Genomic DNA, 19,544 nt, shown 5'->3' on the forward strand with positions numbered 1-19,544 from the left:
GTCATCTCAAATTCTTAGATTGCAAATTTCTTATTTTATTTTGACATTTCCTCCCCAGGTTTTGTGCTTGATCCATTACAAGACCACTTAAATAGTAGAAGCAAATACACAAAAGTAGCTAAGGACTGGGAATTAAATATTTTGAAACTTTTCAAACTAGAAGCGAAGCCTCTCAAAGAGAATTACAAATCAAAAAAATGAAAAGCCGAAAATACATCGAGAACTTAATCGAAACAAAGAGCTAGAGTATCCCGATACATCGGGACGGTGACCGGTTCTCCCGATGCATTGGGACAATATTCTCCACAAAAAACCGTATTACCTAATTGTAATACGGTTTTTTTATCGAAAATACTGAATCTCACGAAAACAAACCCTTCTAATCTAAGCCCCGATAGGACTGGAAATCCTTTTGTGCTGGGTTCAGCATAAAAGATTGGAAGGATAGCGGGACCAGTCGTCTTTTAAAAACAAAACTTCTGCTCCTGAAAAATAAAAAACCGTATTACTCAATTGTAATACGGTTTTTTTATAATCTTGAATTAAAAACTATTTTTCCACTGGAACAAATGGAAGATTACTCAACTCTGTGATCACAAAAGTAGATTGTGTACTCGATTGATCTAACATTCCGTCAGAAGTTATAGTGTAAAGGTTATTAAGTGAAACACCATTAACATATGGTACCTGAAATTCTGTGATTTTTACCAATTCACCATCAGCAGCATAAACCTCTACTCTATAAGTTCTTGCATTTCCGGCAGTAGTCGTCCAATAGTAACCATTACCATCTGTATTGCCTGAACATACATAATCGCTCACAACTTGTTCACTTGTGAAAACAGTTGGAGGAATTATTGAATTTAATTGCGTATTCTCGTTAATAATTAATTGTCCGGTTGATAACTTCGCAGTATATCCTTTTCCTTTTAAGTCTTCGGCAAACTGAAATAATGAAATCACTCTTCCATTTACTGCCTCTAATTCAAATTGAATAGCGTCATTATCACCAGCTACAACATTTCTACTAACGGTCTGCTTAGATTTATAAATAACAGAAGGTGTGGTATTCATAAGTCTTTGAGATATAGAATTTAAAGATTCATTTTCATCTTCAATAACTGGTATGCTAAAACGCCAGTTTTTGTATTCTATACTTGTTGTGGTCATAACCGTAAAATCAGAAGCTCCAGTTTTTAAATTTCTTAAAATAAAATCGCTCTCTGCTCCCTGTGTACCATTTTCAACTAAATTAAACACATTAGTATAAGAAACTCCTTCGTTAACAGAAGTAACAATTACACTTTGTATTTCAACAGGCAGAGTATTTCTCAAAACATCTTTTCCTGTAATTTTTGTTTTAGGATTTACAAAGCCAATTTTTATATTCGCTTCTTTAGCTTCTGCATTTCCTGTTGAATCTGAATCGTCACTTGAACAACCTACAAGACTTAAAAATAGGACTAACCCCAAAATTGTTTTTTTCATATATAGTTTTTTAGTTAATGGAGTAAATGTATTATTAAAAGCAACACTTTGATTACGGCTTCACGTAATAGTTTGAAAAAAAAATATTACACCGAAATTGCTTTGGTTTGTGGTTATTTTCTAAAAAAGTTTACTCCAACAAAACAAATGTTTCATCAGGAAACTCATTTTTATTTCAGACAAAAAGTATCCGATTTATAATTTTATTGAGGAGCAAAAGATTTATTTTCAAAAGACGATCTGTCCCGCTGTCCGCTATATCTTTTTCTTCCGCTATAGGCGGAAGAAAAAGATATAGCGGATCCAATCGGGCTCAGATTAGCCGTTTTTGTTTTAATAAGATGTTTGAGTTGGATTGTGGATTGAGTTCGTAGTTAAATGTTCAAATCTTTGAGTTTTTTTATTCTATGCAATAATCGTTGGCATAAATTAAACAAATAACAAAGCTATTGCAACTATTATTTTTTCAATAGCTAACCCTCGATTTAAAATGGGAGATAACTTTGTGTTTGTGCGTGGCTGAAGCTTGAGTGAATGCAATGAGAGCAAAAGAATAATTCTTTTTCATAATATTGAACTTAGACGTCACTTTGTCGAGCTTCTTGTGTGGTCCTTCCTTCGTCACGATGACAAACTTTCCGACAACTTTCCGACCTCTCATCAAAAACAAACCTTAGCGCTCTTTGTGTAACCTCATTGTGTACTTTGCGGTTAAAAAAACGTTCGCAATAAAAACCTACTTAATCAAAAACCCCAATCGAATCGACCCATAAAAATAACCAGAATTGGTATTCGTTTCAGGATCTCTCAATTCACGGCCACGGTACAGAAAAGAATAAGAAATATTGAAATTATTGTGGCGGTATTTTAAACCGGCCTCGGCGTTGAAACGAAGCGGTTCCAACTCAAAAGTTACCGGACTGGTGTCACTGAACATAGTGCCTTCGATAGTGGCGTCGTAAAATTGGTAATTGATGCTTGGCATGGCATAAAAGTAAAATTCTCTGACATTAAACTGCGGTTGAGAGCTCACAGAAGCGTCGTGCAAATTAGAATCGTATACAGGAAGCAATTTTTTAAAACCAAATCGGGCTAAAAATCCTGTAGCAACACCGTCAAAAACAGTCCCCAAATTAGCTTCAGACTGAAAATGAAGATCTACAAAATCGTTGTGCTTGCCTGGAAATAATTTCTTCGAATACATCACATGTGCCTGGACAGCAAGTGCATTATGAAGTTGGTTTTCCCAGCCATACACCTTTTTATACCCAATGATATGATGAAAACTTTCCTGTGTTTCGCGGCCAAAAGCATTCGGCCCCATATAACCCACTTGAAAATCGGTCTTCAAAACCGATTCGCTGTTGTAGAAAAAACTACGTCCGGCTTCGGCAAAAAGATAACCGGTAAAAGGACGATCGTTAATATCAACAGCCGTTTCATTAATAAATCTTGGATTGTAAATGTATTGTCCAACACGAAATTCGGTAATCTTTTTATTGATTTTTTCGTTTTCGTTCTTCGACAGATATCGAAAAAAAAACTCTAATCCATTCGTATAATACATATCGTTTTTAGACGAGGTATATAAATCATTGTCTGTAATAAAACCAAATTCTTTTGTTTTTGACTGACCAAAACCCAAAGCTGTGGTTAATAGAAAGAGCGTAAATAAGGCTTTTTTACTTCGCATTATAATTTATTTTTCCAACCGCACGCATTTCACGAACAATTCGCTCTTTACGTCGATTGATATAACTTGAAGATCCCGTTGCTTTAAATTTTCTTGGGTTAGGCAGTATTGCGGCAATTCCTGCAGCCTGCATTTGTGTTAAACTCGAAGCATCACGGCGGTACCAATGTTCTGTAGCAGCATAAGCGCCATAAACACCATCCCCCATTTCGATACTATTTAGATAAACTTCCATGATGCGTTCCTTGCCCCAAATAATCTCGATTAAAACGGTAAAATAAGCTTCCAAACCTTTACGGAAATAACTTTTCCCCTGCCATAAAAATACATTTTTGGCGGTTTGTTGCGAAATCGTACTTCCGCCACGAATTCGGCGTCCACGTTCGTTGCTTTTATAGGCTTTTTGAAGGGCCTTGAAATCGAAACCATTGTGATATAAAAAAGTTCCGTCTTCACTGGCAATCACCGCTTTTTGAAGATTCATCGAAATTTTATCAATTGGTTCCCAATCATGATCAAAATATACTTCTTTACCTGCCATTTTATTTTCAATAGCACGAATCAGCATTAAAGGTGTAAACGGTACCGGCACATATTTAAAAAATATAACGGATCCGATCGAAAGTCCGAAAAACCATAAAAACAATTTTATAAAAAACCATTTTACCTTCTCGCCAAACGTGCGATTGGTTTTCTTTTTCGCGACTGGTTTTGTTTTGCTTGCGGCTGTTTTTTTTGGTGCTGGTTTCTTGGTTGCTGCCATTATATTAAATCTGCTAATTCTGTTCCTATTAAACTTCCTATTGCGACGCCCATTCCGCCTAAACGCACTCCACAAAACACGTTTTCAGACAGTTGAGATACAACAGGTTTTTTACTATTTCCTACTCCCATAATGCCACTCCAACGGTGCGCAATCTGGAATTCCTGATTTGGTAAAATTACATTTTTCAGCAAATCTTCCAACTTATTTTGCACAATTTTGGTTTGACCAAATTCGGTGGTATTTTCTGTTTCAAAATCTAAGTTTCGACCACCACCCAACAGGATTCTATCACCTATATTTCTGAAATAATAATATCCGCGATCCAGATGAAAAGTGCCCCGAATATCTAAATTTGGGATTGGTTCTGTAATTAAAACCTGTGCTCTCGCCGGTTGTACCGCTCCTTTTGTTAACGTATTGGCAAATCCATTTGTTGCAAACAATATCTTTTTTGAAGTAAAACTAAAGTCATTCAATGCAATTTCAACCTGGCTTCCTAAATCTGCATATCCCGTTACGATTTGCTGATTCAAAATTAAAATATCAGCAGCAACGGCTTGTTTCAACAATTCCTGCATCATATTGCCAGTATCAATCTGCGCCTCAAACGGATTAAAAATTAAATATTCCTGAATGTTTTCAAAACCAAATCGGTCCACTTCTTTGGTAAAAACATCGGCCTTAAAAAGTGGTTTTAAAATTTCATTGATAAAAGGCAATCGCGCGACACATTCATTAAATCCTCTTTCATCCTCTTTCAAAAAAAGTTCGTATCCCCCATGAGGTTTAAAATCTATTGCAGCATCTCCCAATCTTTTTCGGAGTAACTGCAAACCCTGCCAACGTTTTTCAATCAATGCAATCACATCTTCTTCTGTATGTGTTTTAAGATCTTCCATAATTTCAGAAATACTCCCGAAACAGGCAAAACCAGCATTCTTTGTACTCGCGCCTTGTGGCAGCATTCCTTTTTCTAAAACCAGAATTTTAGCCGTTGGAAATCTTTCGCGCAAGCGCAATGCAGCGTGTAAACCTACAATACCGCTTCCTACAATAGTATAATCAACATTCGCGAACCAATTTTTAAGTTCCCAATAACTTAATTCCATCTTTGTCTTAAATTAAATTCCAATCTATTAAATTCCAAATTCCAATTTAGGAAATAAATTTAAAACTTTACTTTCAATCCCCACGAATTCACGAATTTTCATTTTCAAAGATTATCAAAAAAAATCGTGAATTAGTGGCTTTGTTTTTTAGCACAAATTTAATTAATGAAAATTCGGGTAATTCGTGAATAACTTTTAAAACTTGTCTCCCACAGATTTTGCAGATTTTATTTGATTTAATAAAAAAATCTGTGTGAATCTGCTCAAATCTTTTTAAATATCTGCGTGAAAAAATAATTCGTGAATTCGTGGCGGAAAAAATTTAGTATAAGCTTTGGGATTTTTAACATTTTTTGGGATTTGGAATTTAACTATTTGGAATTTAAAAGTTGTATTTTTAGCCCCACGAATATTAGAATTTTATTATGAAAAAAGTATTATTTACAACCTTAATAATGATGAGTTTAAACGCTATCGGACAGAATGTGATGTCACCAGAATTGTTATGGAAATTAGGAAGAGTGACAGCACTTGGACTTTCAAAAGATGAAAAAAATGTTGTTTTTAAAGTTTCTACTCCTTCAGTAGAAGAAAACAAATCCTCTTCAAAATTTTACATCCTGCCTGTAAATGGGGGAACTGCAACTGAAATTAAAGATACTAAAGATGTTTTGGCGGATAAAAATGTTTCGCCAGACGGAAAATTTTTAGTGTACAATGAAGAAGTTAAATTGGAAAAGGTTTTAGGAAAAGATTTCTATCCGAGCCTTGACAAATCAGATGCTCAAATTTATGATGGTTTGGATTACCGTCATTGGGATACCTGGAACGAAGGGAAATTCAATCACGTTTTTTATAAAGAAAACAAAGAAGGTGCTGCAGGAATTGACATCTTAAAAGGAGAGAACTTTGATTCTCCGCAAAAACCTTTTGGTGGCGACGAAGATTATATCTGGTCTCCTGACGGAAAAAGCATCTTATATGTTTGCAAGAAAAAAGCAGGAACTGATTATGCAATTTCTACAAACACGAATATTTACGAATACAATTTAGAGACTCAAAAAACAATCAACAGAACCGAAGATAATTTAGGTTACGATACAGCACCGCAATTTTCTCCAACAGGAAATTTAACGTGGTTGCAAATGAAACGTGATGGTTACGAAGCGGACAAAAATGATATTATTGTTGAGTTTAAAGGAATCAAAACCAACTTAACTGCAAATTGGGACGGAACTGTAGATAATTTTATATGGAGTAAAGATGGTAAAAACGTTTATTTTGTAGCACCAGTTGACGGTACAAAACAACTTTTTGTAGTAAACTTTCCGGGATTGACAAGAATTGCCATTCAGGTTCGCCAAATTACCAAAGGTGATTTTGACGTAAATGATTTAGTAGGTTTCGCTGGCGATGATATCATCGTAACAAAAAATGACATGAATCATGCTCCGGAGATTTATTCTTTTAATTTGAAGAAAAATACCTGGAAACAACTTTCAAATGTAAATACAGATACATACAAAACATTAGTGTTAAGCAAAACGGAGAAACGTTATGTTACGACAACTGACGGTAAAAAAATGTTGGTTTGGGTAATTTTACCTCCCAATTTTGATGCAACAAAAAAATACCCAACCTTGTTATTCTGCCAAGGTGGACCACAATCTGCGTTGACACAATCGTATTCTTTCCGTTGGAATTTCTCTTTAATGGCCGCCAAAGGTTATGTAGTTGTAGCTCCAAACCGTCGCGGTATGCCAGGACATGGAGTTGAATGGAACGAGAAAATTAGTAAAGACTGGGGCGGACAAGTTATGGACGATTACCTTTCTGCTATTGATGATGTTGCCAAAGAAAGCTATGTTGATAAAAGCCGTTTAGGTTGCGTTGGTGCAAGTTATGGTGGATACTCCGTATTTTATTTAGCTGGAATTCACAACAACCGTTTCAAAACATTTATCGCTCACGATGGTGTTTTCAATACTGTAAGTATGTTAGGAACTACAGAAGAAGTTTTCTTTAACAACTGGGATTTTGGCGGAGCTTATTGGGAAAAAGACAATGCTGTTGCTCAAAAAGCTTACACAACATTTAATCCTGCAACTTTAGTTCAAAACTGGAACAAACCAATCTTAATCTTTCAGGGAGGAAAAGATTACCGTGTGCCAATCGGACAGGGACAAGAAGCTTTTCAGGCCGCTCAATTAAGAGGTCTTAAAAGTAGATTTGTTTATTTCCCTGATGAGAATCACTGGGTTCTAAAACCACAAAATGCTCAGGTTTGGCAAGGTGAATTTTTTAAATGGCTGAGCGAAACACTATAAGTTAAACCCACATAAATATTTAATAGCCGCAAATTGTTATATAATTTGCGGCTATTTTATTTTTCAGACCTTTGAATTATGTAACAGATTCACTTTGTTTCCCTTTTTTAAACAGTTTTTTTTGAATAAATTGCGGGGAATTCGGATTGAAAAATACCCCAATCCCAACAATAACAATCTATGGAGAGTAAAAGAAGTTACACAGCTATCAAAGTGCTTTTCAGCTATGTTGCATTACTCGCTTTGGTTGTGACAGTGGGATGGTTTTTATATTCTGAAAATGTGGTTTATAACAAGCTGGAAGATAAAATTGCCTTCGAAAAAACCAAGATTTTAAGAGTCAGCAAATTATTTTCGAATGTCTACAAAACAGAAAGTTTAGCCCGAAAAACAATTCAGACCAACTCTGAGAGTGACTTTAAAAGTTATCTTATTGAAACCGATTCTTTACGTTCGAGAATTGATACTTTAAAACAAATTGTTACTACACAATATCAGAAAACACTGCTGGATAGTGTCAATTATTATTTGTCTGAAAAGACCAAAAATATTCAGCAATTAAAAACAATAAAAAATAAAGCCGATGACGAAGTTTCGGTAAATTCTGCCATTGATGAAATTACCAAAATGGAGTTTAAACTCCGAAAATTAGAGCTTCAGGATTTCACCAAAAACCCAAATCAGTTAGGGAGTTATCAAAAAAATGTACTTCAGCAATATGTTGACTATCTCAATCAGAATATTCCCGATGACAGTACCAATACTTTGAGCAAACAAGCTTCTGATTCTATTTTGGCCAATTCAAAAAAGCTTTTGAGTTCTGTAAAACAAAGAGCTGAAAAGAAAAAAGAATCATTGAATTTTCAGGAAAACAAATTACTGAAAAATGAAATCGCGATTTCAGAACAACTCCGAAAAGTACTTCGTATTATTGAGCGGGAGATTATCATCAACTCCATAAAAAACAATTCCCTAAAGGAAAAATCCCTTAAAAAAGTCAATGAAATTGTTACAGCATCAGCGATTATTGGTTTGGTGTTGACGCTGTTTTTCTCGATTTTAATTGTCAGCGATTATTCGAAGTCGCAAGTCTATAAACGACAGCTTGAGATTGCGAACTTCAAAACAAAAAACCTGCTTAAAAGCCGTGAACAATTAATTTCGACAGTAAGTCACGATTTAAAAACACCTTTGAGTACCATTGTCGGCTATTCAGAACTATTGGGCAATTCTGATGTGAATACAAAACAATCTTATTTCATTAAAAACATTAAAAATTCATCTGAATATATTACGCAACTGGTTCAGGATTTACTGGATTTTTCGAAGATTGAAGCTGGAAAAATCACAATTGAAAAAGTTCCATTTTCTTTACCTGAAATTATTGATGAAGTTGCCAAAAGTATTCAAACCGTTTACAAGCAAAAAAACATTGAGCTTATTATTAATGTTGATGAAAAACTGCACACCAAAATTGTTGGTGATCCGTTTCGTCTGAAACAAATCCTAAGTAATATTATAGGCAATGCTTATAAATTTACTGAAGAAGGTTTCATTCGAATCAGCGCTTTCTTAAGTGAAAATGATCAATTTTTCACCATTACAATTGAAGATAGCGGAATTGGAATTGAAAAAGGAAACCAGAAATTGGTTTTTGAAGAATTTGCTCAGGCTAATGAAGGCATCGAAAAGAAATACGGTGGTACTGGTTTGGGATTATCAATCTGTCAGAAAATAATATCGATTTTGGGTGGAACTTTAGCACTTGAAAGTACTTTTGGAAAAGGAAGTACTTTTGAAATACAACTTCCGTTGTTATTTGACACAAGTATAAATTCACTTCCTGAAACTAAAAAACCCATTGTTCGTAACACTCAAAAACAAACTTTTCTTGTGATTGATGACGATATTAACCTTCTAAATTTAACGAGTGGCGTTTTAAGACAGGAAAACCATCAGGTATTATCTTTCAATAATGCGAGTAAAGCTTTGGAAGCGATTCAGAAAACCAATTTTGATTTTATCATTACCGATATCCAAATGCCGGAAATGGATGGTTTTATGTTTCTTCAAAAACTTAAAAATACCGCTATTTACAAAAATCAACCGGTAATTGCCTTAACCGGAAGAACTGACTTGGATGCTTCGGTTTATGCAAAAGCTGGTTTTACAACTGTGGTAAAAAAACCATATTCGCCAAAAATATTGCTGGAAACCATACATCTTATTTTAGAAAACGACACTTTGCCAACAGTTGAAATTAACGACAGTGAACAAAAAATCGCTACAAAATCTTATTCGTTAGAAACTTTGAAAGATTTTTTAGGTAACGATGATGAGGCTTTAAAAGAAGTTTTAAAATCATTTATTGAAAGTACCAATGAAAATTTGACTCATTTAGAAAGTGCTGTTACAGAAGAAAATGTCTCAGAAATAAATGCTATTGCACATCGAATTGCTCCAATGTTCAATCAAATTGAAGCATATGAAATTGGTGGCATTTTAAAAGTTTTGGATAAAAATGATTTTGAAATTTCTGATTTGAAAGACATTTTCAAAGCTTTAAAGGCTAAAACTGACTCACTTTTTAAAGCACTTCAAAAAGACATTGTTTAGTCTATGTTATATTGCTTTAGCTTATTATAAAGTGTCTTTCTGGTAATTTTCAACAATTTTGCGGCTTCCGATTTGTTATTTTGAGTTCTTGAAAGAGCGTGAATAATAGTTTCTTTTTCATTTTCAGACAATGAAAAAGTCTCATTTGAGTTTTGCTGATTCGTTTTTTGAACCTGAAAAAACTCAGCAGGTAAAACATCACTCTCAATATAATCTCCACGAGATAAAAGTGTGGCGCGTTTAACACAGTTTTGCAATTCACGCAAATTCCCTGGCCAATTGTAGTTTTGAAAGATCGCAACCACTTCCGGAGAAAAACCGATAATTTCTTTATTTAATTGTTGATTGGCTTTTTCAAGAAAGTAATCAGCAAAAACCATTAAATCTTCTTCCCTGTCTTTTAATGAAGGAGACAGAATAGAGAATTCATTGATTCTATGGTATAAATCTTCTCTAAAATCGCCGTTTTTTACTGCCTCGCGTAAATCTTCATTTGTAGCTGTTATGATGCGGATATCGACGTTAATTTCCTTATTGCTTCCAACAGGCTTTATTTTTCGTTCCTGCAGTGCTCTCAACAGCTGAATTTGATTTTCATAAGAAAGATTTCCTATTTCATCTAAAAATAAAGTTCCGTCATTTGCAGCTTCAAAATAACCCATCTTGTCGCTAATGGCTCCTGTGAAAGATCCTTTTAAATGTCCGAAAAATTCGCTTGCTGCCAACTCCTTCGGAATAGCACCACAATCAACGGCAATAAAATTATTATTTTTACGCGTACTTTGCTGATGAATACTTTTAGCAATGATTTCTTTTCCTGTTCCGCTTTCGCCAATAATTAATACAGACATATCTGTTGGACTAACCAAATGAATGTGATCTAATAATTTTTTGGAGGCGACAGAAATACCTCTGACAAATTCATTTTCAGAAGAAGTTGTTTCTTTCTTTTTTGGGGCTTTTTTTTCTTTTGCTGGTATTTCTTCTGCTTCAGAATTTTTCAAAGCATTTGTAATGACCAATAAAACCTCATCAGGATTAAAAGGTTTCGAGATATAATCGGCTGCACCATTTTTAATGGCCTTAACCGCAGTATTGACATCTGAATAACCAGTCATAAGGATAACAGGAATTTCAGGATAAGCTGTTTTAAATTCAGACATAAGTCCAATGCCATCAGAATCTGGCAAACGCAGATCTGTCAGAATCAAATCGAAAGATTCTTTTTTCATTGCCAATCGGGCTTCTTCTGCCGAGAAAGCAACGGTTACATCGTATGCTTTTTTTACTAGAAATTTCTCTAATAATTTGCAAAACGAAATATCATCTTCTATCAGTAATATCTTTGACATCTGTTTTTAGGGTCTTTTTTGCTAAAATAATACTATTAAAGTTGTATTTTCATAAAATTATGCAAAAAAAAAGAGATTGCACGTCGCAACCTCTTTTTTACCAAAAACATAAATCTAATTCACCTAATTATATTTTCAACCAATTGCCATTGACATCTGAATAAACAGTAGCCTTTTGGTCACCAACTGATATTTCGAGTTTATACTCTTTTTTTTCATTTGTATAAGCTTTCACTAGCTTTGCGCCAGGATAAGCTGTTTCTAAAGCTGTTTTTATTACAGCCGGAACTGCATCTATAGCAACTTCTTTGTATTCATCCTGAACATTGACAGCAATCTTCACAGCTTCAGCTTCTGTAGTTGTTGCATGTATTGATAAACTTCCCAAAATTATTGCTGCTGATAAGATTAACTTTTTCATAATGTTCTTTTTAATTATTTTTTAATGATGTTTCCTGAAGCATCAGTAAAAAAAGTATATTTCTTACCTTCTTTAGAAATTTCAAGTTTGTATTCGTCCTTAGCATTTTTCCATGCTTTTTCCAGTTTTGAACCTACAAACGATTTTTCAATTGTTGATTTTACTGCGGCTGGAACAGCATCTTCTTTAATCTCAGTATACTCATCCTGAATATTTACTGAAATAATTGAATTCGTAACAACCGGAGTTGCTGCAGTCATTGACAAACCTCCTAAAAGGATAGCTGTCGATAAAATTAACTTTTTCATATTATGGGGTTTTTATGGTTACTTTTTAATGATGTTTCCTGTTGCATCAGTGTAAACAGTCGATTTTTCACCTCTTACAGTAATCTCGATTTTGTACTCTTTTTTCTCGTTTACATATGCTTTATCAAGTTTAACGCCTGGATAAGCATTGTCTAAAGCTGTTTTAATAGCTGCCGGAACAGCATCAACTTCTTTATACTCGTCCTGAAATTTTACTGATTCTGTTATTGTATTTTTCATATCAATAACTCCTGCCTGCATTGACAGCCCTCCCAACAGGATTGCTGCCGATAAGATTAACTTTTTCATACTGATAGTTTTTTAGTAGTTAATGATTATTTTTTAACCCAAGATCCGTCTGCGTTAGCATAAAGTGCTCCAACTTTGTCTCCTACTGTAACTTCTAATTTATATTGAGAAGCAGCATTTTTATAGGCTTTAGAAAGAATTGCATCGGGATATGCTTTTTTAAGCGCACCTGTTACTGCGGCTGGAACTTCTTCTAACTTAACTTCAGTATACTCGTCCTGAATTGAAATTGTTTTTACGATTGTGTTTGAAATGGGTGAAGTTGAAGCAAATGATGTTAAACCTCCCAAAACGATTGCGGCTGATAAAAATAAATTTTTCATGATATTTAATTTAATGGTGTGTATAATATTTAAAATTTAAACGGAATCGCTATGGATTATTTTTTAATCCAAGATCCATCTGCGTTGGCATAAAGAGAACCTACCTTGTCTCCTACAGTAACGTCTAATTTATATTCTGATTTTGCATTTTTATATGCTTTAGTAAGTACTGCATCCGGGTATGCTTTTTTAAGCGCATCAGTAACAGCAGTTGGTAATTCTACCACTTTAATTTCTGTATATTCGTCCTGAATAGAAACTGTTTTTACGATTGTATTTGAAATGGGTGAAGTTGAAGCAAATGATGTTAAACCTCCCAAAACGATTGCGGCTGATAAAAATAGATTTTTCATAATAGTTGTATTTTAGTATTCGTATTTTAATTTTAGTGTTTGCTATCTGAATAAACATAGCATCTTATTTTAATTATTTTTTAATCCAGGTTCCGTCAGCATTAGCGTAAAGAGAACCTACTTTTTCTCCTACAGTCACATCTAGTTTGTATTCAGATTTAGCATTTTTATAGGCTTTAGAAAGTACTGCATCCGGAAATGATTTTTTCAAAGCTTCCGTTATTGGAGCTGGTACTTCTTCTAATTTAATTTCAGTATAATCATCCTGAATTGAAATCGTTTTTATAATAGAATTTGTCATTGGAGCTGTAGCAGCGAATGAAGATAAACTTCCCAAAACAATAGCGGCTGATAAGAATAAATTTTTCATAATGTATATTTAGTTTAATAGTTGTTTACGCTTTAGATAATGAAATTATTATGCCGTAAGCCAAACATAAAGACCCAAACTGCATAAATCCTTATTTTTAAAGGCCTTACGCTATTTGTGCCACAATTTATAAATTCAAAAAAGTGTGTAATTTCAAAAAAGAGTGTGTAAAAAGTATACACTTTTAGTGTTTACTAAAGTATTTAAAACAAGAAAATCCGACAAATTTTAAAAATCTATCGGATTTAAAGTATGATGTAAAATAAAAAAGGCTGCCAAAATTGACAGCCTTTATAATTATTCGATTGGATTCATTTTAAAAGTATCCATAAATGCAGTTGTATAATCTCCTGCAATATATCTTGGATCATCCATTAATTGTCTATGAAAAGGTATTGTAGTTTTCACACCTTCAATTACGAATTCATCTAAAGCTCTTCGCATTTTGCTAATCGCTTCTTCACGAGATTGTGCCGTTGTAATTAACTTAGCAATCATTGAATCGTAGTTTGGCGGAATACTGTAACCTGAGTAAACGTGAGTATCTAAACGAACTCCGTGTCCTCCTGGCATATGAAGTGTAGTAATTTTTCCTGGTGAAGGGCGAAAATCATTATAAGGATCTTCAGCATTAATACGACATTCAATAGCGTGTAATTGTGGTAAATAGTTTTTTCCTGAAATTGGAATTCCGGCAGCTACCATAATTTGCTCACGAATCAAATCATAATCAATAACTTGTTCTGTGATTGGGTGCTCAACCTGAATACGAGTGTTCATTTCCATGAAATAGAAATTTCTGTGTTTATCTACAAGAAATTCTACCGTTCCGGCTCCTTCGTACTTAATGAATTCAGCCGCTTTTACAGCAGCTTCTCCCATTGCAGTACGCAATTCGTCTGTCATGAAAGGCGAAGGTGTTTCTTCAGTTAATTTTTGGTGACGACGTTGTACTGAACAGTCTCTTTCAGAAAGGTGACATGCTTTTCCGTATGAATCTCCAACAACCTGAATTTCGATATGACGTGGTTCTTCAATAAGTTTCTCCATGTACATTCCGTCATTTCCAAATGCAGCAGCAGCTTCCTGACGTGCACTTTCCCATGCTTTCAATAATTCCTCTTCTTTCCAAACGGCACGCATTCCTTTTCCACCACCACCAGCAGTAGCTTTAAGCATAACCGGGTAACCAAATTCTTTAGCCAATTTTTGTGTTTGTTCGAAAGATTCTAATAATCCGTCAGAACCTGGTACACATGGAACTCCTGCAGCTTTCATTGTAGCTTTTGCAGAAGCTTTGTCTCCCATTCTATCAATCATTTCAGGAGCGGCACCAATAAATTTGATTCCATGCTCTTGACAAATTTTAGAGAATTTAGCATTCTCTGAAAGAAATCCATATCCTGGATGAATTGCGTCTGCATTTGTAATTTCTGCAGCAGCAATAATATTTGACATTTTCAAATACGATAAGTTACTCGGAGGAGGTCCGATACAAACCGCTTCGTCAGCAAACTTTACATGTAGACTTTCTGCATCAGCTGTAGAGTAAACCGCTACAGTCTTAATTCCCATTTCCTTACATGTACGAATTACACGAAGTGCAATTTCTCCTCTATTCGCAATTAATATTTTTTTAAACATCTTATTTTAATTAGATAATTAGACAAGTTTGATCATTAGATAATTTTAGATGATTAACAAATTGCAAATCAATCTAAAATCTAAAATCTAAAATCTAAATTTTTTATGATGGATCTACTAAGAATAAAGGTTGATCAAATTCTACAGGAGACATATCGTCAACAAGAATTTTTACAATTTTACCTGAAACTTCTGATTCGATTTCGTTGAATAATTTCATTGCTTCAATTACACAAAGAACATCTCCTTTTGCGATAGTGCTTCCTACTTCAGTGAAAACTGGTTTGTCTGGAGACGGTTTTCTGTAGAAAGTTCCAATAATTGGAGATTTAATAGTAATAAATTTAGAATCTTCAGCCGGAACAGATGCCTCACTCGTTATATTAACAACAGCTGGAGCTGCTTGTTGAGGAACAACAGCTTGTGGCAATGCAGCCTGAGCTGGCAGTTGCTGTACATAAGTAGTTTCCGTTACGTTTCCTTCTAAAGTTGTTCTGATTGTGATTTTTACATCATCCATTTCCAACTTTACTTCTGCAACTCCCGAATTTGCTACAAATTTGATTAGGTTTTGAATTTCTTTTAAATCCATAATGATTCGTTTTTAGTTTTAATTTATTTTGTATCGTAAGCCCATTTCAGGTAAATAGATCCCCAAGTGAATCCACCACCAAAAGCGGCTAAAATAATATTATCTCCTTTTTTGAATTTGTGTTCAAAATCACTTAATACTAATGGCAAAGTTGCTGAAGTTGTATTACCATATTTTTCAATATTCATTAATACTTTAGACTCTTCAAGATTCATTCTGCTTGCAGTAGCATCAATAATACGCTTATTTGCCTGATGTGGTACTAACCAGTCAACATCTTCATTAGTCAAATTGTTTCTTTTAACAATTAATTCACTAGCATCAGCCATATTAGTTACAGCATATTTAAAAACGGTTTTTCCGTCCTGAATAATATTGTGTTGTCTGTTTTGAACAGTTTCTGCTGTAGTTGGGATTAAAGAACCTCCTGCAGAAATTTTAAGAAAATCGCGTCCTACACCATCACTTCTTAAGTACTCATCTTGTAAACCTAAGCCTTCATAATTTGGTTCGAATAAAACAGCACCTGCTCCATCTCCAAAAATAATACAAGTAGATCTGTCTGTGTAATCTACAATTGATGACATTTTATCGGCACCAATTAATAAAACTTTTTTGTAACGTCCTGACTGTATATAAGCTGCAGCAGTTGACATTCCGTATAAGAAACTTGAACATGCCGCCTGCAAATCGTATGCAAATGCATTAGTAGCTCCAATTTCAGTTGCAACATAAACTCCAGTAGAGGCCACCGGCATATCTGCAGTAGCTGTCGCCATTATAACCATATCAATCTCTGAAGGATCGATCTTAGCTTTTGCTATTAAATCCTGTGCTGCTTTTATAGCAAGAAACGATGTTCCTTTATCAGCATCTTTAAGAATTCTTCTTTCTTTAATTCCGGTACGAGTAGTGATCCATTCGTCATTAGTATCGACCATAGTTTCCAACACTTTGTTTGAAAGAACAAAGTCCGGAACATAGGCTCCAACAGCGGTAATTGCGGCTGTGATTGTATTCATTATATTTTATTATTTCTTTTCAAATACAGCATATTTGAAAAATTTTTAAAAGACTTGAAAATTACAAAAAAAAACGAAATTAATTTGTAGATAATTTCTTAAAAAAAGAAAATTATAACCAACAAAAAAAACTCTCACTATGTGAGAGTTCTAGTATAATTTACAAAAACGTATTAAGCAACCGCTACAGATTTATCGATAACAACTTGCCCTCTGTAATACATTTTACCTTCATGCCAGTAAGCTCTGTGGTATAAATGTGCTTCTCCAGTAATAGGACATGTAGCGATTTGAGCTACAGTAGCTTTATAATGTGTTCTTCTCTTATCTCTTCTTGTTTTCGAGATTTTTCTCTTAGGATGTGCCATTTTACTATATTATTTATCCGTTAATAGTTGCTTTAATTTGTCCCAACGCGGGTCAATATCTTCTTCTTTTTTACTCTCTTTTTTCTCTTCTTTGACTTCTTTCACAGTCAGTTCATTCAGTTTTTTTAAAGCTTCCGTTTGTAAACTCCCGTCTTTAACTCCTGGATGAACTCGTTTTAGCGGTACCGAAAGGGCAATCATTTCATAAATGTATTGTGCGACATCTATTTCATGCTCTCCGTGCGGCAAGATTAACAACTCTTCATTATCATTATTGAATTCATCTCCAAAACGGACAATTAATTTCATTTTCCCTTTTATAGGAAGATCAAAATCTTCGCCAGTTAGATCACAAGGCACATTTACTGTTCCTTTGTGTTTGAATTCCAACTCTAACATGTTGCTTTTCTTATCTAAAACTAAACTCACTTTGATATCCGAACTTTGAAATTCGTCGTAATCAAAGTTCTCAAAGAACGCGTTACTTATTTGATACTCAAAATGGTGTTTTCCCAGCTTTAATCCTATGAAAGGAATTAAAAATTCTTTTGATTTGCTCATCTTAACATCAATTTGACCAATTCGTATCTAAAACTCAGATACCTGAATTGGGGTGCAAAGATATAAAATTATTATAAAACTAATAATCTTATTCACCTTTTTTTGTTTATAACTGTTTTTCTTTTATTTTAAGAGGTTTTTGGCTAATCTCCTCATACTGATTACGCGAACGAAAAATATCAATCGCGAGATAAACTGCCTCCTTGAATGAATTATAATCTGCCATGTCTTTTCCAGCAATATCGTACGCTGTACCGTGATCTGGCGATGTTCTTACTCTATTCAATCCCGCTGTATAATTTACTCCTTTTCCAAAAGACAATGTTTTAAACGGAATCAATCCCTGATCATGATATGTCGCTACAATAGCATCGTATTTTTCATATTGACCGCTTCCAAAAAAGCCATCAGCAGGAAAAGGACCAAAAACCATCGTTCCGGCTTCAAATATTTTCTTTAAGGCAGGCTTTAAAACTAAATCATCTTCTTTTCCAATCACTCCACCATCACCAGCATGCGGATTTAATCCTAAAACAGCAATTTTTGGCTTTACAATACTAAAATCCTGAGTCAAAGATTTTCTTACTGTTTCGATTTTTCTTGTAATTAACTCTTCTGTCAAATGAGAAGAAACCTCATTTAATGGAACATGATCTGTCAATAAACCCACTCTCAAATTATCCTGAACCATCATCATCAAGGCATTACCTTCCAATTCCTGATCTAAATAATCTGTATGTCCCGGAAATTTAAATTCTTCCGACTGAATATTATATTTATTAATGGGAGCCGTAACCAAAACATCAATTGTTCCTTCTTTCAAAGCTTTAGTGGCAGCCACGAAAGATTTTATAGCATATTCTCCAATTTTCTCATCGTTAGTCCCTAAACTAATATCAACTCCTTCTTTCCAAAGATTAAAGACATTCACTTTACCAGGTAAAACCTGATCTAATTTATCAACTCCATGAAACTGAATCGTAGAAGTCATACTTTTTTTAACGAAAGAAAGTATTTTGGCGTTTGCAAAAATAACCGGCGTGCACATTTCTAACATGCGAGAATCTTCGAATGTTTTAAGTATAACTTCGCTTCCAATACCGTTTAAATCTCCAACTGAAATTCCAACAATTATATTTTCTGCTTTTTTATTCATGAGCTCAGATTATTTATTACTAATTTTGATGTGCAAATTTAGTAAAATAAAACAACAATGTTTACAGGAATTATAGAAACCCTTGGAAGGATTCACGAAATACAAAAAGACCAAAATAATCTTCACATCACAGTTGACTCCTCTATTACAAATGAACTAAAGATTGACCAAAGCGTTTCTCATAACGGAATCTGCTTAACAGTTGTCGCTGTAAAAGATTCACTTTATACCGTAACCGCTATTGACGAAACAATCTTAAAAACAAATATTGGAGATTGGAAAACCGGCGATATTGTTAATCTGGAAAGAGGAATGAAGCTAGGCGATCGTCTTGACGGACATATCGTACAAGGCCATGTAGATCAAACAGGGACCTGTATTAAAATCGAAGAAGCAAACGGAAGCTGGAATTACACTTTTGAATACGACAAAAACCTTAACAACATCACTATAGAGAAAGGCTCAATTACAGTGAACGGTGTTAGTTTAACCGTTGTAAATTCTAAAACAAATGAATTTAGCGTTTCCATAATACCTTACACTTTTGAAAATACAAATTTCAAAAATTTCTCAGTAGGAACTAAAATAAATTTAGAATTCGATGTTGTAGGCAAATACATTTCAAGACTTTATTCTATCAGCAAATAACCCAAATAATTATTTATAAAAAAAAAGCTTCAGTTTTATACGAGGACACTGAAAAAGTCTTTTCGCGAATAAATTGTTAATTAAAAGGAGCAGAAGCTAAAAGTTTTCTGCTCCTTTT

Annotated in this window: 20 protein-coding genes; 3 read left to right on the plus strand and 17 right to left on the minus strand. The window is 34.1% G+C overall.

What is annotated here, in order from left to right:
* Nucleotides 1-549 precede the first annotated feature (549 nt).
* The 4 genes from Q7C23_RS23095 to Q7C23_RS23110 form a co-directional block, all read right to left on the minus strand.
* Nucleotides 550-1,488 carry a hypothetical protein gene (locus Q7C23_RS23095; RefSeq protein ID WP_375034709.1) on the minus strand — a complete coding sequence of 313 codons (939 nt, stop codon included), beginning with the start codon at nucleotides 1,486-1,488 and terminating at the stop codon, nucleotides 550-552.
* A 736-nt stretch (nucleotides 1,489-2,224) separates the two neighbouring features.
* Complete coding sequence (locus Q7C23_RS23100) at nucleotides 2,225-3,181, minus strand: lipid A deacylase LpxR family protein (protein WP_375034710.1); 957 nt, start codon at nucleotides 3,179-3,181, stop codon at nucleotides 2,225-2,227.
* On the minus strand, nucleotides 3,171-3,944 hold the full coding sequence (mtgA, locus tag Q7C23_RS23105; RefSeq protein WP_375034711.1) for a monofunctional biosynthetic peptidoglycan transglycosylase: 774 nt from the start codon (nucleotides 3,942-3,944) through the stop codon (nucleotides 3,171-3,173). The genes Q7C23_RS23100 and mtgA overlap by 11 nt, the downstream gene beginning before the upstream one ends.
* Entirely contained in the window at nucleotides 3,944-5,056 is a 1,113-nt protein-coding gene (locus Q7C23_RS23110) for an NAD(P)/FAD-dependent oxidoreductase (RefSeq protein WP_375034712.1), read from the minus strand. Before Q7C23_RS23110 ends, mtgA begins: the two co-directional genes overlap by 1 nt.
* 425 nt (nucleotides 5,057-5,481) lie before the next feature.
* On the opposite strand from Q7C23_RS23110, the gene Q7C23_RS23115 reads away from it, so the two are divergent.
* Nucleotides 5,482-7,383, plus strand: coding sequence for an alpha/beta fold hydrolase (locus Q7C23_RS23115; RefSeq protein WP_375034713.1), 1,902 nt, complete (start codon nucleotides 5,482-5,484; stop codon nucleotides 7,381-7,383).
* A gap of 180 nt (nucleotides 7,384-7,563) precedes the next feature.
* Nucleotides 7,564-9,999: a hybrid sensor histidine kinase/response regulator gene (locus tag Q7C23_RS23120; RefSeq protein ID WP_375034714.1), complete on the plus strand. Its 2,436-nt coding sequence runs from the start codon at nucleotides 7,564-7,566 to the stop codon at nucleotides 9,997-9,999.
* Here the strand turns inward: Q7C23_RS23120 and Q7C23_RS23125 are convergent.
* The 13 genes from Q7C23_RS23125 to pdxA form a co-directional block, all read right to left on the minus strand.
* Nucleotides 9,996-11,351, minus strand: a complete 1,356-nt coding sequence (locus Q7C23_RS23125) for a sigma-54-dependent transcriptional regulator (RefSeq protein WP_375034715.1) — start codon at nucleotides 11,349-11,351, stop codon at nucleotides 9,996-9,998. The genes Q7C23_RS23120 and Q7C23_RS23125 overlap by 4 nt on opposite strands.
* A 127-nt stretch (nucleotides 11,352-11,478) precedes the next feature.
* Nucleotides 11,479-11,772, minus strand: a complete 294-nt coding sequence (locus Q7C23_RS23130; protein ID WP_375034716.1) for a hypothetical protein — start codon at nucleotides 11,770-11,772, stop codon at nucleotides 11,479-11,481.
* 14 nt (nucleotides 11,773-11,786) lie between these two features.
* Nucleotides 11,787-12,080, minus strand: a complete 294-nt coding sequence (locus Q7C23_RS23135; RefSeq protein ID WP_375034717.1) for a hypothetical protein — start codon at nucleotides 12,078-12,080, stop codon at nucleotides 11,787-11,789.
* Nucleotides 12,081-12,098: 18 nt separating this feature from the next.
* Entirely contained in the window at nucleotides 12,099-12,389 is a 291-nt protein-coding gene (locus tag Q7C23_RS23140; protein WP_375034718.1) for a hypothetical protein, read from the minus strand.
* A 26-nt stretch (nucleotides 12,390-12,415) separates the two neighbouring features.
* Nucleotides 12,416-12,712, minus strand: coding sequence for a hypothetical protein (locus tag Q7C23_RS23145; protein WP_194657467.1), 297 nt, complete (start codon nucleotides 12,710-12,712; stop codon nucleotides 12,416-12,418).
* 56 nt (nucleotides 12,713-12,768) lie between these two features.
* Complete coding sequence (locus Q7C23_RS23150) at nucleotides 12,769-13,065, minus strand: hypothetical protein (RefSeq protein ID WP_375034719.1); 297 nt, start codon at nucleotides 13,063-13,065, stop codon at nucleotides 12,769-12,771.
* Nucleotides 13,066-13,138: 73 nt separating this feature from the next.
* The gene (locus Q7C23_RS23155) at nucleotides 13,139-13,435 is read right to left on the minus strand and encodes a hypothetical protein (RefSeq protein WP_375034720.1); all 297 of its coding nucleotides are present in this window, start codon (nucleotides 13,433-13,435) and stop codon (nucleotides 13,139-13,141) included.
* 297 nt (nucleotides 13,436-13,732) lie between these two features.
* Nucleotides 13,733-15,079 carry an acetyl-CoA carboxylase biotin carboxylase subunit gene (gene accC, locus Q7C23_RS23160; RefSeq protein ID WP_072969753.1) on the minus strand — a complete coding sequence of 449 codons (1,347 nt, stop codon included), beginning with the start codon at nucleotides 15,077-15,079 and terminating at the stop codon, nucleotides 13,733-13,735.
* Nucleotides 15,080-15,182: 103 nt separating this feature from the next.
* The gene (gene accB / locus Q7C23_RS23165; RefSeq protein ID WP_375034721.1) at nucleotides 15,183-15,671 is read right to left on the minus strand and encodes an acetyl-CoA carboxylase biotin carboxyl carrier protein; all 489 of its coding nucleotides are present in this window, start codon (nucleotides 15,669-15,671) and stop codon (nucleotides 15,183-15,185) included.
* A 23-nt stretch (nucleotides 15,672-15,694) separates the two neighbouring features.
* Nucleotides 15,695-16,693, minus strand: a complete 999-nt coding sequence (locus Q7C23_RS23170) for a beta-ketoacyl-ACP synthase III (protein WP_375034723.1) — start codon at nucleotides 16,691-16,693, stop codon at nucleotides 15,695-15,697.
* A 173-nt stretch (nucleotides 16,694-16,866) separates the two neighbouring features.
* Entirely contained in the window at nucleotides 16,867-17,061 is a 195-nt protein-coding gene (rpmF, locus tag Q7C23_RS23175) for a 50S ribosomal protein L32 (RefSeq protein WP_007137315.1), read from the minus strand.
* A 9-nt stretch (nucleotides 17,062-17,070) separates the two neighbouring features.
* Nucleotides 17,071-17,622 carry a DUF177 domain-containing protein gene (locus tag Q7C23_RS23180; RefSeq protein WP_194657472.1) on the minus strand — a complete coding sequence of 184 codons (552 nt, stop codon included), beginning with the start codon at nucleotides 17,620-17,622 and terminating at the stop codon, nucleotides 17,071-17,073.
* Nucleotides 17,623-17,728: 106 nt separating this feature from the next.
* The gene (pdxA, locus tag Q7C23_RS23185) at nucleotides 17,729-18,778 is read right to left on the minus strand and encodes a 4-hydroxythreonine-4-phosphate dehydrogenase PdxA (protein WP_375034724.1); all 1,050 of its coding nucleotides are present in this window, start codon (nucleotides 18,776-18,778) and stop codon (nucleotides 17,729-17,731) included.
* A 57-nt stretch (nucleotides 18,779-18,835) separates the two neighbouring features.
* Between pdxA and Q7C23_RS23190 the strand changes: the two genes are divergently transcribed.
* Nucleotides 18,836-19,426, plus strand: a complete 591-nt coding sequence (locus Q7C23_RS23190; protein WP_375034725.1) for a riboflavin synthase — start codon at nucleotides 18,836-18,838, stop codon at nucleotides 19,424-19,426.
* Nucleotides 19,427-19,544: the final 118 nt, after the last annotated feature.

The sequence above is a fragment of the Flavobacterium sp. LAR06 genome, assembly GCF_041946075.1.
Lineage (GTDB): Bacteria > Bacteroidota > Bacteroidia > Flavobacteriales > Flavobacteriaceae > Flavobacterium.

What these genes read in the sequence shown, in the direction of transcription:
- Q7C23_RS23095 (WP_375034709.1), bottom strand. Translation starts at nt 1,488, where the DNA reads ATGAAAAAAACAATTTTGGGGTTAGTCCTATTTTTAAGTCTTGTAGGT.
- Q7C23_RS23100 (WP_375034710.1), bottom strand. Translation starts at nt 3,181, where the DNA reads ATGCGAAGTAAAAAAGCCTTATTTACGCTCTTTCTATTAACCACAGCT.
- mtgA (WP_375034711.1), bottom strand. Translation starts at nt 3,944, where the DNA reads ATGGCAGCAACCAAGAAACCAGCACCAAAAAAAACAGCCGCAAGCAAA.
- Q7C23_RS23110 (WP_375034712.1), bottom strand. Translation starts at nt 5,056, where the DNA reads ATGGAATTAAGTTATTGGGAACTTAAAAATTGGTTCGCGAATGTTGAT.
- Q7C23_RS23115 (WP_375034713.1), top strand. Translation starts at nt 5,482, where the DNA reads ATGAAAAAAGTATTATTTACAACCTTAATAATGATGAGTTTAAACGCT.
- Q7C23_RS23120 (WP_375034714.1), top strand. Translation starts at nt 7,564, where the DNA reads ATGGAGAGTAAAAGAAGTTACACAGCTATCAAAGTGCTTTTCAGCTAT.
- Q7C23_RS23125 (WP_375034715.1), bottom strand. Translation starts at nt 11,351, where the DNA reads ATGTCAAAGATATTACTGATAGAAGATGATATTTCGTTTTGCAAATTA.
- Q7C23_RS23130 (WP_375034716.1), bottom strand. Translation starts at nt 11,772, where the DNA reads ATGAAAAAGTTAATCTTATCAGCAGCAATAATTTTGGGAAGTTTATCA.
- Q7C23_RS23135 (WP_375034717.1), bottom strand. Translation starts at nt 12,080, where the DNA reads ATGAAAAAGTTAATTTTATCGACAGCTATCCTTTTAGGAGGTTTGTCA.
- Q7C23_RS23140 (WP_375034718.1), bottom strand. Translation starts at nt 12,389, where the DNA reads ATGAAAAAGTTAATCTTATCGGCAGCAATCCTGTTGGGAGGGCTGTCA.
- Q7C23_RS23145 (WP_194657467.1), bottom strand. Translation starts at nt 12,712, where the DNA reads ATGAAAAATTTATTTTTATCAGCCGCAATCGTTTTGGGAGGTTTAACA.
- Q7C23_RS23150 (WP_375034719.1), bottom strand. Translation starts at nt 13,065, where the DNA reads ATGAAAAATCTATTTTTATCAGCCGCAATCGTTTTGGGAGGTTTAACA.
- Q7C23_RS23155 (WP_375034720.1), bottom strand. Translation starts at nt 13,435, where the DNA reads ATGAAAAATTTATTCTTATCAGCCGCTATTGTTTTGGGAAGTTTATCT.
- accC (WP_072969753.1), bottom strand. Translation starts at nt 15,079, where the DNA reads ATGTTTAAAAAAATATTAATTGCGAATAGAGGAGAAATTGCACTTCGT.
- accB (WP_375034721.1), bottom strand. Translation starts at nt 15,671, where the DNA reads ATGGATTTAAAAGAAATTCAAAACCTAATCAAATTTGTAGCAAATTCG.
- Q7C23_RS23170 (WP_375034723.1), bottom strand. Translation starts at nt 16,693, where the DNA reads ATGAATACAATCACAGCCGCAATTACCGCTGTTGGAGCCTATGTTCCG.
- rpmF (WP_007137315.1), bottom strand. Translation starts at nt 17,061, where the DNA reads ATGGCACATCCTAAGAGAAAAATCTCGAAAACAAGAAGAGATAAGAGA.
- Q7C23_RS23180 (WP_194657472.1), bottom strand. Translation starts at nt 17,622, where the DNA reads ATGAGCAAATCAAAAGAATTTTTAATTCCTTTCATAGGATTAAAGCTG.
- pdxA (WP_375034724.1), bottom strand. Translation starts at nt 18,778, where the DNA reads ATGAATAAAAAAGCAGAAAATATAATTGTTGGAATTTCAGTTGGAGAT.
- Q7C23_RS23190 (WP_375034725.1), top strand. Translation starts at nt 18,836, where the DNA reads ATGTTTACAGGAATTATAGAAACCCTTGGAAGGATTCACGAAATACAA.